This window comes from Actinoplanes sp. NPDC051513 (assembly GCF_044454685.1).
Classification (GTDB): Bacteria; Actinomycetota; Actinomycetes; order Mycobacteriales; family Micromonosporaceae; genus Actinoplanes.
On sequence record NZ_JBITDW010000005.1, the window covers coordinates 102,302 to 116,656 of the forward strand.

12 protein-coding genes are annotated in these 14,355 nt (G+C 73.3%); 5 read left to right on the plus strand and 7 right to left on the minus strand.

Translation table 11 applies throughout. The annotated features are described in order from the left end of the window. Nucleotides 1-81 precede the first annotated feature (81 nt). Entirely contained in the window at nucleotides 82-474 is a 393-nt protein-coding gene (locus tag ACIA5D_RS18240; RefSeq protein ID WP_396031123.1) for a hypothetical protein, read from the plus strand. Here ACIA5D_RS18240 and ACIA5D_RS18245 read toward each other — a convergent pair. Further along, a complete protein-coding gene (locus ACIA5D_RS18245) occupies nucleotides 469-1,443 on the minus strand; it encodes an aldo/keto reductase (RefSeq protein WP_396031124.1) in 975 nt (324 codons plus the stop codon). The genes ACIA5D_RS18240 and ACIA5D_RS18245 overlap by 6 nt on opposite strands. Here ACIA5D_RS18245 and ACIA5D_RS18250 point away from each other — a divergent pair. Further along, complete coding sequence (locus ACIA5D_RS18250) at nucleotides 1,442-2,401, plus strand: LysR family transcriptional regulator (RefSeq protein WP_396031125.1); 960 nt, start codon at nucleotides 1,442-1,444, stop codon at nucleotides 2,399-2,401. The two genes, ACIA5D_RS18245 and ACIA5D_RS18250, sit on opposite strands and share 2 nt — an antisense overlap. Nucleotides 2,402-2,455: 54 nt before the next feature. Here ACIA5D_RS18250 and ACIA5D_RS18255 read toward each other — a convergent pair whose 3' ends face one another. From ACIA5D_RS18255 to ACIA5D_RS18275, 5 genes are all read right to left on the minus strand, one after another. Continuing rightward, the gene (locus ACIA5D_RS18255) at nucleotides 2,456-3,502 is read right to left on the minus strand and encodes a phosphotransferase (protein WP_396031126.1); all 1,047 of its coding nucleotides are present in this window, start codon (nucleotides 3,500-3,502) and stop codon (nucleotides 2,456-2,458) included. A gap of 92 nt (nucleotides 3,503-3,594) precedes the next feature. Next, nucleotides 3,595-4,053 (minus strand): hypothetical protein, encoded by a 459-nt coding sequence (locus ACIA5D_RS18260; protein WP_396031127.1) that lies wholly within the window; start codon nucleotides 4,051-4,053, stop codon nucleotides 3,595-3,597. A 191-nt stretch (nucleotides 4,054-4,244) separates the two neighbouring features. Then, nucleotides 4,245-5,033, minus strand: coding sequence for a universal stress protein (locus tag ACIA5D_RS18265; protein ID WP_396031128.1), 789 nt, complete (start codon nucleotides 5,031-5,033; stop codon nucleotides 4,245-4,247). A gap of 228 nt (nucleotides 5,034-5,261) precedes the next feature. Beyond that, a complete protein-coding gene (locus ACIA5D_RS18270; RefSeq protein WP_396031129.1) occupies nucleotides 5,262-6,359 on the minus strand; it encodes an acyl-CoA dehydrogenase family protein in 1,098 nt (365 codons plus the stop codon). Beyond that, on the minus strand, nucleotides 6,356-7,054 hold the full coding sequence (locus tag ACIA5D_RS18275) for an alpha/beta hydrolase (protein ID WP_396031130.1): 699 nt from the start codon (nucleotides 7,052-7,054) through the stop codon (nucleotides 6,356-6,358). The genes ACIA5D_RS18270 and ACIA5D_RS18275 overlap by 4 nt, the downstream gene beginning before the upstream one ends. Nucleotides 7,055-7,180: 126 nt before the next feature. Here ACIA5D_RS18275 and ACIA5D_RS18280 point away from each other — a divergent pair, with 126 nt between their 5' ends. Then, a complete protein-coding gene (locus tag ACIA5D_RS18280) occupies nucleotides 7,181-8,053 on the plus strand; it encodes a class I SAM-dependent methyltransferase (RefSeq protein ID WP_396031131.1) in 873 nt (290 codons plus the stop codon). After that, nucleotides 8,053-8,610 carry a TetR/AcrR family transcriptional regulator gene (locus ACIA5D_RS18285; RefSeq protein WP_396031132.1) on the plus strand — a complete coding sequence of 186 codons (558 nt, stop codon included), beginning with the start codon at nucleotides 8,053-8,055 and terminating at the stop codon, nucleotides 8,608-8,610. The genes ACIA5D_RS18280 and ACIA5D_RS18285 overlap by 1 nt, the downstream gene beginning before the upstream one ends. Here the strand turns inward: ACIA5D_RS18285 and ACIA5D_RS18290 are convergent. After that, a complete protein-coding gene (locus tag ACIA5D_RS18290; protein WP_396031133.1) occupies nucleotides 8,585-10,609 on the minus strand; it encodes a response regulator in 2,025 nt (674 codons plus the stop codon). The two genes, ACIA5D_RS18285 and ACIA5D_RS18290, sit on opposite strands and share 26 nt — an antisense overlap. A 96-nt stretch (nucleotides 10,610-10,705) precedes the next feature. Between ACIA5D_RS18290 and ACIA5D_RS18295 the strand changes: the two genes are divergently transcribed. Further along, entirely contained in the window at nucleotides 10,706-14,341 is a 3,636-nt protein-coding gene (locus tag ACIA5D_RS18295; protein ID WP_396031134.1) for a PAS domain S-box protein, read from the plus strand. Nucleotides 14,342-14,355 lie beyond the last annotated feature (14 nt).

A 14,355-nucleotide genomic window follows, 5' to 3' on the forward strand; every position in this document is an offset into this window, starting at 1 on the left:
ATCAAGAACGGGCCGGGATGATGGACGGTCGTTGATCTCGTGAAGTATGGTCCGCTCGCCTGTCGATCTGGGGGAGCGGAGATGGCGGAGCGGGTCAACCTGCTGGTGCCGGCCGAGGTGGTGCCTCGGCTGTCCATGTCGGACAGCGCGGTGGGCGTGGCCGCCCAGGTGCGGGGCGGCGGGCTCTATCTACGGGACGTCCCGGCGGCCGTCGCCGAGGAGTGGATCGCGCAGAATCCGGGCGTCCGGCCCGTGCGGCGGCGTCCGGCCGTCCGGCATTTCCGGGCGCGTGTCTACACGTACGCGTCGGTGTTGTGTCTTGTCGCGGCGGCGCAGGTGGTGATCGTCCTGGCGGTGGACGGCGCCAAGAATCCGCTCTGGCTGTGGGTGACCGGGCCGCTGGCGCTCGCCGGGGCCGGGATCACGCTCGCCTACAAGTCGATCCCGTTCGAGCACGTGCGGTTCGCCTCATAGCGAGCGCGTCGTCCCGTGCGCCGCGAACGACCGCCGATCCCCGCTCCAGGCCGCCCGGGGCGCGACCGCCTCCAGCGCCTCGATGTCCTGCGGCGAGAGCACGATCCCCGCGGCCGCGGCGTTCTCGATGACCCGGGCCTTGGTGCGCGTGCCGGGGATCGGCACCACGTCCGGCCCGCGGGCGAGCAGCCAGGCGAGCGCCAGCTGCCCGGTGGAGACCTCCCGCTCCGCGGCGAGCCGGTTCAGCTCCGCGACCAGGGCGAGGTTGCGGTCGAGCGCCTCCCCGCCGAACCGCGGATCGGCGGCCCGGAAGTCACCCGCCTCGAACGGCCCCGACGGCAACTTCCCGGTGAGCAGCCCCCGGCCCAGCGGACTGTAGGGCACCAGCCCGGCGCCGGCCCGGCGCGCCGCCGGCACCACGTCGTCCTCCGGCTCCCGCCACGACAGCGACCATTCGAACTCGACCGCCGCAATCGGATGCACCGCCGCGGCCGCGGCGATCTGCGCCGGGCTCACCTCCGACAGCCCGAGAAACCGCACCTTCCCCGCCGCCACCAGCCGCGCCATCGCCGCGACGGTCTCCTCGATCGGCACGGCCGGATCGACCCGGTGCAGGTAGTACAGGTCGATCACGTCGACGCCCAGCCGCCGCAGCGACTCCTCGCAGTACTGCTCCACGCGCGCCGGGTGCGCGTCGAGGCGCACGCTGTTCTCACCCCGCACGATCCCGAATTTCGTCGCCAGCGCCACCTCGTCGCGCCGGCCGTCGATCGCGCGTCCGACCAGCCGCTCGTTGTGCCCCGCCCCGTAGCTCATCGCCGTGTCGAGCAGCGTCACACCCGCGTCGATCGCCGCGCGGATCGCCGCCACCGACGCGTCGTCGTCGGCCGGCCCGTAAGCCTGCGACAGCCCCATGCACCCGAAGCCGACCGCCGAGCACCGCAAACCACCAAGATTCCGTAGTTCCATGCCCTCCAGCCTCACCGCCACGCCCCGTCAATTCCAAGAGCATTTCGCGTACGGATTCAGCGCGGTGCACGATGAATGGGTGGAATTACGCCAGCTGGAGACCTTCGCCGCAGTGGCCCGCCAGGGCGGCTTCACCCGGGCCGCCGAACACCTTCGGCTGGCCCAGTCCGCCGTCTCGGCCCAGGTGCGCGCGCTGGAGGCCGAGCTCGGCGTGCCCCTGTTCACCCGCACGACCCGCCGCGTGACGCTCACCGAGGCCGGCGAGATCCTGCTGTCGCGCCACGACCGCATCCAGGCCGAGCTCGCCGCCACCCGCACCGACCTGACCGACCTCACCACGGTCCTGCGGGGCCGCGTGACGCTCGGCGCGACCGCCGTGCTGGGCCCGTTCTCCCTGCCGCGGGCGCTGGTCTCCTTCCACGACCGCTACCCCGGCGTCGACCTTTCGCTGCGCTCGGACCTGATAGCGGGCCTGCTGGCCGCCCTGGACGCCGGCGAGACCGACCTGGTGATCGGCCCGCGCCACGCCGACCTGGCCACCCGCTTCGTCGCGCGCCGCCTGGCCGCGGAGCACCTGGTCCTGGCCCTCCCGCCCGGCCACCCGCCGGTCACGTCGCTGGCCGGCCTGCGCAAGGAGCCGTTCGTGTGCCTGCCCGCCGGCAGCGGCCTGCACCAGATCCTGGTGGCCGCGGCCCGCCGGGCCGGTTTCGCCCCGCGCATCCCCTTCGAGACCCACAGCGCCGCCAGCATCCGCGACCTGGTCTCGGCCGGGCTGGGAGTGGCCATCCTGGCTCGCTCGGCCGCGACGGCTCCCGGCCCGCCCATCGCGGTCCAGGCCGCGCAGCCGGCCATCCCGCACCCGCCGATCGCCGTCATCCACCGCCGGGACCGCCCGCTGTCCCCGGCTGCCCGGGCCTGCCGGCACCACGTGATGGAGCAGGCTCAACTGGCCGGCTGACCGCGGCGCGGCCGTATCTGGACGGGGTGTCGCTCACTATGTGGCTGCCAGTGCTCAGCCCTCGAGGTGGCCGAGCAGGTAGCCCAGTGCTTCCTCGGCGTCGCCGCCCTCGGCGTGCGGGCGGTGAAGATCCTGCGCGTACTCGGCGACGTCGGCGACGGTCCACCTGAGCTGGTAGAACGCGAGCGCGGTCGCCGAGACACGATGGCCGGTGGCGCCGGCGTAGCGGGCGAGCGCCACGTCGTCCGCGCCGAGGCGGGCGGCGAACGGGTCCTCGGTGACCAGCCAGAGGTCGCGCTCGGGCGGGGCGAGGCGCACGGTGTCCCAGTCGATCAGGCGTGGGCCGGACGCGGTGTGCAGGACGTTGCCGGGGTGCGGCTCGCCGTGCGTCACCACCCGGGCCGGGCCGATCTCGGCGGCGAGGGCATCCAGGTCGGACAGCCATCGCCCGATCTTCCCCGCGTGGGTGGCCAGCAGGTCCTGGGCCGCGGCCGCGTAGGGGCCGGCCGTCCAGGGAGGATCGCTCGGCGCGGCCGTCAGGAACTCGCGGCCCGGGAGCCACACGCTGGGCTGGGGTCGCGCGCTGGGCTGGGGTCGGGTGCTGGGCTCGGGTCGGGCGTCGGGCCGGGGTCGCGCGGCGGCGGATGGTTGCGGGTCGACCGGCGGGTCGAGGTCGGATGGCGGTGCGATGCCGGCCACGGCTGGGGTGGCGCGGTGCAGAGCGACCAGCATGTCGACGACCCGGTCGTGGCCGGCCGGGTGCGGTCCGAAGTCGCCGGTCGTCCCCTCGACCAGGGGGAACACCGACAGGTTGTGATGGCTCGGCAGCGGCCACAACGGTGCGCCGCCGAGGGTCGGCTCGGCGGCCAGGACGAAGTCCAGCTCTGAGCCACGGCGTAACGCCAGGGCCGTGCGGAGGGCGCGCTCAAGCCGATCGAAATCGTCCGAAGTGACCGTGAGGAACCACTCGCCGTCGACGGACCAGTGGTATCCGCCCGCGCCCACCGGGAGATAGCCGATCTCCCGCGCTTCGATGCCCCAACCGGCTCGGAGGGCCGCGACGAGGTCAGCGTCGGTCACGCCCGCCGGAATGTCCTGCACGGTCCTGGATTCTGTCGCCCCGTCGCCCGCGGCTCCACTCGATTTCCGCGGACGAGTGTCGAGGCCGGCTGGGCGACGGGCTTCGGCGGTAGTCAGGCTGGGCGGTAGCAGGGCGACGCGATGTTCAGGCGCAGGCCGATCGGCTCGAGGGCGGTCAGGTCGAGGCGGTAGGCGTCGGTGGCGGTCGCGCTCAGGCTGGTGGGCGTGGTGGTGGACGCCAGGGTGAAGCCGTTGCGCTGCCACAGGTCGCGGACCTTGCCGACCGTCGCGGTCAGCTGGTCGGCGGGGACCGGCAGCGAGTAGATGCCCTGGACGTAGAAGGCATCGTCCGGATCCGCGAGCGAGCGGCCGTTGTCGCGAGGGCAGCCGGTGACGTTGGCGGCGGAATCCAGGAACGCGGCCATGCCCGAGGCGGCCAAGGTCTGGCCGGCGTAGCGCTCGACCTGCTGTTTCACGCCGGTCTGGGGCATCGCCGCCAGGTCGTCGCCGCCGTATCCGCATGCGGTCAGGGCCAGCAGGATCAGGGCGGCCGGCAGTCGTCGGTGGCTCATCGGGCCAGCATCCGTCCCCGGGGGCGACGCCGCCTCGCCCGCGGCAGATGAGACGGTGCTGATGAGACGGGGCAGATGAGACGGGGCAGATGAGACGGGCAGATGAGACGGGGCAGATGAGACGGGCAGATGAGACGGGGCAGATGAGACGGGGCAGATGAGACGGGGCAGATGAGAGACGAAGCCGTGGGTCAGCGGGCTATCAGCACCGGGCACTCGGCGCGACGGAGCAACCCGGTGCCGATGGCGCCCAGCATGACGCCCTCGTAGCCGTGCCGGCGGGGGCCCACGACCACCAGCTGCGCCTGCTGGCACCGCTGCACCAGAACCTTGTCGGGGCGGCCGGGCGCGTACTCGTGCTCGGCCTGAACCGACGGATATTTCGAACGCCACGGGTCGAGATGAGGGTTCAGGTCGGCGCCCAGCGACTCCATGGCGGTCGTGGACGGCGTGCCACCGTTCGGCTGGGCCGTCACGGCCAGCAGGGATGCCTGGCGCAGCGCGGCCTCCTCGAAGGCGCGGCCGATGATCGTCGACGCCGTGGGGCCGTCGTCGACGCCCACCACGACCGGACCGTCGACGGGATGGCCGCGTACCACCACCACCGAGGCCTTGGCGTGGGTGGCCACTTGGCTTCCGACCGAGCCGAGCGGCTGGCCGGGGAGGGTGCCCCGGCGCCGGTCGCCCACCACCAGCAGCGCGGCCTCCTCGGCGGCGTGCAGGAGCAGCGGGGCGGCGTAGCCGGCGAGGGCCATCCCGCGGACCTCGACGTCGGGGGCGACCGTTCTCGCCTGCACGACCGCGTCGTGGACCACGGCGGCCGCGCCGTCGTCGCCGTGCTGGTGGGGATCTCGGCGGTGGTAGGCGGTGAGCACCCGCAACTCCGCCCCGCGGAGCATGGCCTCGGCCGCGGCCCAGCGGACCGCCGCGATCGAGCCGGCGGAACCGTCGGCGCCTACCACTATGCGCAGCTTGAGCATGGCCGCCTCCTCAGTAGCCGGCGCAACCCCAGCCTTGCTCGCCGCGGTGCCGGTTGGCAACACTGATTCGGGCGGTCAGCTCAGAAGATTGAGGACCTCGCCGGTGGGGCGGACGTCGCCGTACGTGCGGTAGATCGTGTAGAGGGTGGCGTTGTTGGTGTACGCGTGCCGGCGGCCGCGCCGCTCCTCCTGCCGCCGGTACTCGCGTTCCTCGATTCGCCAGGCGTGTCATGCCGGCATCAAATCGCCTTTGCCGATCGCCTGGAGGGCGACATCTTCCTGCGGCGCGTGCACCGGGGCGGACTGCACGTCGCGGAACTGGCGTTCCAGGGGGCTGTCGCGGCTCAGGCCGGGATTGCCGAGCAGGCGTGTCGCGAGGGTGACCGCGGCGACCGCGTGCCGGGTGGCGACGACGCGGGCGGCCCCCGCATCGGGGACCGGGAGACCGGCGTCGAAGCGTGCGGCGACGTCGAGCAGGAGCCGCTCGGCGGTGTCCAGCAGCACCGAGATCTCGCCGGCCGCCGCCCGGAAGCGTTCGGTGGTGGCGACCGGCCGGCCGAGGTTGGACGGCACCCGGGACCGGGCGAACTCGCGGAAATGGTCCTGCGCGGCCCGGCCGACGCCGACGTAGATCGCGGTCAGCGGGAGGTGGAGAGCCTCGGCGGGCGCGGCCGCGGCCAGGAAGTTGTCCGAGGGGATCGCGACGTCGGTGAGAACCACGTCGTGGCTGCCGCTCGCGCGCAGCCCCAGCTGGTTCCAGGTGGGCTCGATCGTGATGCCGGGCGCGCCGGCGGGCACGACGAAGTTGCCGACCCGCGGCGCCGGGCCGTCGGTCGCGGCGTAGATCAGCATCCAGTCGAGCCCTGCGGCGCCCGTGGAGAAGCGCTTCCGGCCGGTCAGCGACCAGCCGTCCGCGGTCCGGCGGGCGACGGTCGCGGGCAGGCCGCCCCGGCTGGGGGAGCCCAGGTCGGGCTCCACCCGCAGCGTGTTCAGCAGGCCGAGCCCGCCGGAGGCGAGGACCCGCTCGTAGAGGGCGGACGGCCAGGCCGGCTGGTGCGCCTGCAGCAGGTGCACCAACTGTGTCATCGAGGCGATCAACGCGACCGACGGGTCGCCGCGGCCGAGGGCGAGCAGGATGCGGGTCAGGTCGGCCGCGCCGTGGCCGGGCCCGCCGTGCGACCGGCCCACCGTGGCGGTGAGCAGGCCCGCCTCGTGGACGACCTCCAGGCTCTGACGCGGGAACTCGCCGCTCTCGTCGTACGTGCGCGCCTTCGAGGCCAACGCCCGCGTGACCGGCGGCAGTTGCGTGAGATCGACGGGTTTCACTGAGTGGCGGCGATGACCGGGAGGTCGGCGCCGAGCCGGAGGCGCTCGAGGAACAGCACGACGGTCGCGGCGACCGTGCGGTGACTGACGTCGTTGAGCACGTCGTGGCGGCCGCCGGCGATGGCGACGAGCGTGCCGGGGTAGTGCGGCCGGGCCTCGTCGAGCGGGCTGATCGTGTCGGCGTCGCCGTGCAGGCCCAGCGTCGGTAGGCACACGTTGCCCGCATGGCCGATCAACGCAGGAGGAATGGGGGCCGCGAAGAGCGCCCCCGGGGTCGCGGCGCCCTCGCCCAGGACGCGCTGGTGGTTGGGGCAGGCGGTGCGGGCGGTGACCTCGTCGTCCCAGCCGAGCAGGTTGATCCCGCCGGGGCGGGCGATCGGCAGCCCGGCCACGATCAGAGCGTCCAGGCCGGGCGCCCTGCGGGCGGCGAGGGCCAGGCCGAAGAGCGCGCCGGTGTCCGAGCCCGCGATGACCTTGGGGCCGGGCAGGGCGTCGTCGACCAGCAGCTTCTCGGCGGCGGCGAACGAGGCGCCCAGGTCGGCGGTCACGTCGGGCAGCACCCGCACCCGGTAGCCGTCGGCGGAGATCCGGCGGCCGAACCGGACGTAGGCGCCGGCCGTCTCGCCGCGCCCCGCCGCCACCAGCACCGTTCCGCGGGCGGCGATCCCGGCCGGCTCGTCATACGCGTCAGTCATGCCGATCAGCATCCCGGCCGCCGCGCGATCATGTCCAACGACGATCCCCGATCGGAAATGAGTAGCCGCGCTAATCAATCGGGCCGGACCTAGAAAAATGGGCGTTCGTTCATCTAAAGTCGCGGCATGCGGAACAAGGCAAGCCGCACCGCCGAGCAGGTGGCGCTCTTCCGGGCGCTCGAGACGGCGCGCGGCCACGACCGGGTCTTCGACGACCCGCTGGCGGTTCGTTTCCTGCACGGCGGCTACCGCGGGCTGGCGCGGGCCGCCCAGATCCGGTTCATCGGGCAACGGCTCGAGAAATACATCGACCGCCGCTGGCCCGGCCCCCGCCCGAGTGCCGTGGCCCGCACCCGCCTCATCGACGACCTCGTGACCGAGGCGCTGGCCCACGGCGCCCGGCAGGTGCTGCTGCTCGGCGCCGGCTACGACAGCCGCGCCTACCGGCTGCCGGGCATCGAGCGGGTCGCCGTCTTCGAGGCCGACCACCCGGCCACCCAGGCGGTCAAGCGGCGGCTGGTGCGCGGCGCGGTCCGGCCCGAGCGGCGGCGGCACGTGCACTACGTCGCGGTCGACCTGCTCACCGAAGATCTGGGTGCGGCGTTGCTCGCCGCCGGCTTCGCGGCGCTCGAGCCGACCGTCGTGGTGTGGGAGGGCGTCACGAACTACCTGACCGAGGCCGCCGTCGACGCCACGCTGCGGCGTCTCGCGGCGCTCACGGCCACCGGGAGCAAGCTCATCTTCACGTACGTGGACCGGCGCGTCCTGCGGGGCGAGGTCGCCGGCGCGGAGAGCTGGCATCAGGCCGTACGCCGGCAGGGTGAGCCCTGGACGTTCGGGTTCGACCCGGCCGCCCTGCCCGCCTACCTGGCCGAGCGTGACATGCGCCTGGCCCTCGACATGTCCACCCGCGATGCCGCCGACCGCTACCTGCAGCCGCTCGGCCGCGACGAGAACGCCGCCTCCTTCTACCGGGTCGCGGAAGCGGAGATCCAGTAGTGCCGAAGGTCAGCGACGCCCACCTCGCCGCCCGGCGGCGGCAGATCCTCGACGCGGCCGCCGCCTGTTTCGCCCGCGACGGCTTTCACCGCACGAGCATGCAGGACATCGTCCGCGAGTCCGGGATCAGCGCCGGTCTGGTCTACCGCTACTTCGCCGGCAAGGACGACATGATCGCTGCGATCGTCACCGAGTGGCACGACCAGCGGCAGGTCTTCGCCACCGGCACGGTCGGCGAGCGGTCCGCGGCCTACCTCGACTACCTGCGCGAGGTGGGCCGCCCGGAAACCGCCGACCGTAACCGCCTGGGCGTGCAGATCTGGGCCGAGGCCGTCCGCAACGAGCGCATCCGCGACCTCTCCCGCCGCAATGTCGACGACCCCCGGGCGGCCGTCGCGGAGGCGCTCGGCTCGCCCGACGCCGACGCGCTGGCCCGGGTGCTGATCGCGATCTACCAGGGCCTCGTCCTGCAGACCACCTGGGACGAGACGCTCGACAACGAGGCGTACGTGCGGGCCGTCGAGACCGTGCTCACCGCCTTGGCAGCGCGGCCTTGAGGGCGGCCGTCAGCTCGGCGCTGGAGAACGGCTTGGCCAGGACCGTGCGGCCCGGCTCCAGGGAGCGGCCGTTGTCGTCGATGAGCGCCTCGGCGTACCCGGAAATGAAGATGACCTTGGTGTCGGGGTGGTCCTCGAGAAACTTGTGCGCCAGCTGGCGGCCGTCCATGCCGGGCATCATCACGTCGGTGACCAGGCAGTGGATCGGACCGGCGTGCCGCTCGGCGACCTCGAGGGCCTCGTTGCCGTCGGCGGCGGTCAGCACCCGGTAGCCGGCCTTCGCGATGAACCGCGCGGTCACGTCCCGCAGGTCCTCCTCGTCGTCGGCCAGCAGCACGGTCAGGCCGCCGTCGGCGTCCGGCGCCGGTGGCGGGGGCGGCTGCGGCGAGCTGACGGCCAGGGCGGGCGTGCCGGGCTTGGGCGGCAGGGTGATCAGCACGGTGGTGCCCTGGCCGGGCTCCGAGGTCAGGGTGATCTCCCCGCCGGCCTGGGTGACGACCCCGTGCGCGGTGGCCAGCCCCAGCCCCGCCGACCGGCTGCCGGGCTTGGTCGAGAAGAACGGCTCGAACGCGCGCGCCAGCACCTCGGGCGGCATGCCGCGCCCGTCGTCGGACACGCTGATCGTGGCGTGGCCCGCGGGGGACCGGCCGGTGGTCACGGCGATCGTCCCGCCGTCCGGCATGGCGTCGCGAGCATTCTGTACGAGCAGGTTCAGCAGCCGCTCGAGCAGCCGCGGGTCGATCGTGACCGGCGGAACGTCCCCGGGCCGCAGGTCGAGCTTGATCCCCGGCCCGGCCACGTCGGCGAGCGCCCCGGCGGCGTCGGCGAGGAACGTGTCGACGTCGACCACCTCGGGCTGGCTGATCTCGCGCCGGCCGAAGGCGAGCAGCTGCTCGGTCAGCTTCTTGGCCCGCTCGCCGCCCTTGGTGACCTGCTCGAGGTCGCCGAGCAGCGCCGAGCCGGTGGCCGAGGTCATCCGGCCCGCGTCGACCTCGTCGGTGATCTGCTCGATCGCCAGGGTCAGGAAGCCGAGCATCGCGCCGAGCAGGTTGTTGAAGTCGTGGGCCATCCCGCCGGCCATCCGGCGCAGGCTGTCGAGCCGCTCGGCGTCGCGGCGGCGGGCCTCCTCCTGCCGCTGGCGCACCTCGCGCCCGGCCCGCTCCTCGGCCGCGATCACGTCGGTCATGTCGTCGACCATGACGACCGCGCCGGCCAGGTCGGCCTCGGCGTCGCGGATCGGCCGCAGGTGCACGCGCAGCCAGCGGGCGTCGCCGTCGTCGCGGACGAACCGGTTGCGGTACCGGTGCTCGACCGCCTCGGTGACGCCGGTGCGCACGATGTCGAGGGCCTCGGCGTGGCTGGCCGGCTCGAGGCAGGCCAGCCAGCCCCGCTCGAGCAGCCGGTCGGTGGGCAGGCCGGTGATCTCGGAGAGGCGGGGGTTCACGTACGTGGCGCTGCCGCCCGCGTCGAGCAGGACGATCCCGACGGGCGAGGAGGCGGCCATCGCCTCGAACCGGCGCTCGGTGTGCCGTAGCGCCCGCACCTTCTCGACCAGCTTGGCGTTGATGGCGCGCGCGTGCACGGTGGCGAACTCGTGGGCCGGCCGCGGGGCGATCTCGACCGGCCCGTGCTCGAGGGCGTCGTCCACGGCGTCGAGCAGCTCGCGCGGGTCGGCGCTGCGCAGCACCACCTGGGAGACGCCGCACGCCTCGGCGATCGGCCGGGTCTCGGGCTCGAGGTAGTTGGCGGTGTAGAAGATGACCGGGGCGTGCGCGGCCTGCTCGTCGGGCGCGGAGCGCAGCCGGTGGACGAGCTCGAGGCCGTCGATGCCGGGCATGAGGACGTCGGAGACGACCACGTCGGGATGGCGGCTCTGGGCGAGAGCGAGCGCGTCGGCGCCGTCGCAGGCCTCGATCACCTCGTGCCCGCGATAACCGAGCAGCATGGCCATCAGCTCCCGGTTGGCCGCCACGTCGTCCACGACGAGCACCGTCGCCACGGCATCCCTCCTTCTGGTAGCCCCACCTAGGAAATTACCGCCCCAAATACGCGGTGAAGGTGATATTCCGGATATAACGAGGGGGAGGAGTGCCTCATGTCGTCGTCCCCGGCCGCCGGTGAGCGCCCGGCGTCCCGGCTCACGACCGCCGTCTTCCAGTCCCTGGGTGTGCTGGCCGCCGTGATCGGCGCGGGCCTGCTGGTGTCCGTGGTGATGCCGCGCGGCGCGCCGGCCGCGGCGGTGGGCGCCGGCGTCTGCCTGATCCTGCTGGGGGCGGGCGCGTTCTGGCATACCCGGTTCGCTGCCGCCCGCCGGCGGCCCGTGTCCGGGCTCCCGGCGTCGGACGAGATCCTGCGCCTCACCCCGACCGCGTTCTTCATCAAGGGCGTCGACGGATGCTACCGGTCGGCCAGCGCCGCGTTCGAGCAGCTGCACGGCATCCCCGCAGGCACCACCGCGGGCCGTCTCGACCGGGACGTGCACACCCCCGAGAAGCTGGCCGAGATCGCCCGCCGCGACCGGCTCGTCGTCGACGCCGGCGGCCCGCTGGTCTTCGAGGACGAGACCAGCGGCGAGCACGGCACCCGGACGTTCGTCACGACCATGTTCGCGCTGCGGGAGGACGGCGATCAGGCGTACGCGATCTGCGGGGTGACCAACGAGATCACCCAGTTGCGGATCGCCGAGAGCAAGTTCAAGGCCTTGCTCGACGCCTCGCCGGAGGCGATGCTCTGCGCCGACGCGGACGGCCGGATCGTGCTGGCCAACTCCCGGGCGGTGCAGGTCTTCCGGTACGGCCGGGAGCAGCTGGTCGGGATGACGGTGGAGGATCTCGTGCCCGTGCCGCTGCGGGAGCGCCACGTGCGGCACCGGCTCGGCTACCTGGCCGCCCCGACGCCCCGGCCGATGGGCGAGGGCCTGCAGCTGACCGCGCTGTGCGGCGACGGCACCGAGTGCCCGGTCGAGATCAGCCTGTCCGCGGTCGAGGGCGAGGGCGGCACCGTCGTCTTCGCCACGGTGCAGGACATCACCGACCGGCTCGCCCAGGCGCAGTCGGACGCACAGCTCGCCGGCATCGTGGCCGCGTCCAGCGACGCGATCGTCAGCAAGACCCTCGACGGCACGATCCTCACCTGGAACCCGGGGGCCGTCCGCCTCTACGGCTATACCGCCACCGAGATGATCGGCCGGGACGTCACCGTGATCCTGCCCTTCGACCGGCCCGACGAGGAGAAGCGGCTGCTGGCCCGGGTGCGCGCCGGCGAGCTGATCAAGCACCACGAGACCCGGCGGGTGCGGCAGGACGGCAGCACGATCTACGTCTCGCTGGGCATGGCGCCGATCCGCGACCCGGACGGGCGGATCGTGGGCGCCTCGACGATCTCGCACGACATCACCGCCGAGGTGGAGGCCGAGCGGCGGCTGCGCTTCGAGCGCGAGCAGTTCCAGATGATCATGACGGCGGCCAGCGACCCGTTCATCAGCATGGACTTCCGCGGGCTGATCACCGAGTGGAACCGGCAGGCCGAGCAGGTCTTCGGCTGGACCCGCGAGCAGGTGCTCGGCCGGCACGTGGTCGACACGATCCTGCCCCGCCGCTACGCCGGCGCGCTCGACCGGGTCCTCGAGGGCCGCTGGGACTGGCTGCTCGACCGCCCCACCGAGATGGGCGCGGTCACCGCCGACGGCAGCGAGCTGCCGATCGAGCTGACCATGTGGCGGATCCGGCGCGACGGCCCGTCGACGTTCCACGCGTTCGCCCGCGACATCAGCGCCCGCCGGCAGACCGAGCAGGCCCTCGCCCAGGCCCGCGACCAGGCCGTGGAGACCGCCCGACTCAAATCGCAGTTCCTCGCCTCGATGAGCCACGAGATCCGTACGCCGATGAACGGCGTGATCGGGCTCAGCGGCCTGCTGCTCGGCACTGAGCTGCAGGAGACCCAGCGGCGGTACGCGCAGGGCATCAACACCGCCGGCGTCGCCCTGCTCTCGGTGATCAACGACGTGCTGGACTTCTCCAAGCTGGAGGCGGGCAAGGTCGTCCTGGAACGGGCGAACTTCGAGATCTGGCGGTTGCTCGACGAGGTCGTCGGCCTGATCGTCGACGCGTCCGGCGTCAAGGAGCTGACCGTCTCGTCGCGCTGCGACCCGGGGTTGACCGCGCAGGTCAGCGGCGACGCGGGCAAGCTGCGCCAGGTGCTGCTCAACCTGGCCGGCAACGCGGTCAAGTTCACCGCCAGCGGGAACGTGTCGGTCACCGCGCGGCCCGCCGAGGGCGCCTTCCCGGACGGCAGCGTGCCGGTGCGCTTCGAGGTTTGCGACACCGGCATCGGCATCGACGCCGACCAGCAGGCCGGGCTGTTCGAGCCGTTCATCCAGGCCGACGCCGGCACCACCCGCCGCTTCGGGGGGACCGGGCTGGGGCTGGCGATCAGCCGGGAGCTGGTCGGCGTGCTCGGCGGGGAGATCGGGCTGATCAGCGAGGCCGGCAAGGGCAGCATCTTCTGGTTCACCGTGCCGCTCTGGCCGGCCGTGGCGAGCGCCGAGGCGCCGCACCGCAACCCGCTCGACGGCCTGCGGGTGCTGCTGATGGCGGGGGAGGACACCGGGCCGCTCGCCGACCAGCTCGCGGCGTGGGTGATCGAGACGACGGCGGCGCCGGACGAGACGGCCGCGGTGGGGGCGCTCACCGCCGCGGTGGAGGCCGGCCGCCCGTACGATGTCATGATCCTCGACAGCCCGGACCTGCCGGCCGTCGTCGTCGCCGACCCGGCGATTCCCACGCCGAAGCTGATCCTGGTCGGCGGCGAGCCGTCGCCGCCGGGGCGGGCGCGGTCGGCCGGGTTCAACGCGGTGCTCACCCGGCCCGTGCGGCAGTCGCAGCTGTACGACGCGCTGGTCGGCGTGTTCGCCGAGCCGGCGGAGGACCGGGCGCTGCGCACGACCGCGGAGTCGCCGTCCGGGCTCGGGCACGTGCTGCTGGTCGAGGACAACGACATCAACCAGACGGTGGCGCTGGGAATCCTCGCGAACCTCGGGTACAGCGCGGACGTGGCCGTCAACGGCCGGGAGGCGGTGGAGATGGCCTCCACCCAGCACTACCAGGCCATCTTCATGGACTGCCTGATGCCGGAGATGGACGGGTACGAGGCGACCGCCGCGATCCGGCTGACCGAGGGGCCCGGCCGGCACGTGCCGATCATCGCGATGACGGCGGGGGCGCTGCCCGAGGACCGTTCGCGGTGCCTGCAGGCCGGGATGGACGATCACCTGGCCAAGCCGCTGATGCCCGCCGACCTGGCCGCCGCGCTGGAGCGATGGGCGTTCATGCCGCATTACGGACGCGATGTCCGCGCGCAGATCGAGCAGCGGCTCGAGCTGCTGCGCGGCGCCGGGGCGGCGCTCGGCCCGGCCGAGCTGGGCGGCCTGCTCCGGCGGCTCAGCGCGCACGCGCCCGGCCACGTCGAGCAGATCCATCAGGCGGTCGCCCTCGACGATGCCGGCGGACTGCGCGAGCAGGCCCATCAGCTCAAGGGGGTGGCGGCCAACCTCGGCGCGGAGGACCTGGCCGAGGTCTGCGAGCGGCTCGAGCAGGCCGCCCGCGACCGTGACCTGGACGCCGCGATCGAGCCGCTGTCCCAGCTCAGGCCGCGCACCCGGGTGATGCTCGCGGCGGTCGACGCCATCCTCGCCGATCAGGAAGCGGCGGCCGCGAGATCTAGCCCTACCTAGCCTGTAGGAAAACT

Coding starts and splice junctions, on each gene's coding strand:
- ACIA5D_RS18240 (WP_396031123.1), top strand. CDS start 82: ATGGCGGAGCGGGTCAACCTGCTGGTGCCGGCCGAGGTGGTGCCTCGG.
- ACIA5D_RS18250 (WP_396031125.1), top strand. CDS start 1,442: ATGCCCTCCAGCCTCACCGCCACGCCCCGTCAATTCCAAGAGCATTTC.
- ACIA5D_RS18245 (WP_396031124.1), bottom strand. CDS start 1,443: ATGGAACTACGGAATCTTGGTGGTTTGCGGTGCTCGGCGGTCGGCTTC.
- ACIA5D_RS18260 (WP_396031127.1), bottom strand. CDS start 4,053: ATGAGCCACCGACGACTGCCGGCCGCCCTGATCCTGCTGGCCCTGACC.
- ACIA5D_RS18265 (WP_396031128.1), bottom strand. CDS start 5,033: ATGCTCAAGCTGCGCATAGTGGTAGGCGCCGACGGTTCCGCCGGCTCG.
- ACIA5D_RS18275 (WP_396031130.1), bottom strand. CDS start 7,054: ATGACTGACGCGTATGACGAGCCGGCCGGGATCGCCGCCCGCGGAACG.
- ACIA5D_RS18280 (WP_396031131.1), top strand. CDS start 7,181: ATGCGGAACAAGGCAAGCCGCACCGCCGAGCAGGTGGCGCTCTTCCGG.
- ACIA5D_RS18295 (WP_396031134.1), top strand. CDS start 10,706: ATGTCGTCGTCCCCGGCCGCCGGTGAGCGCCCGGCGTCCCGGCTCACG.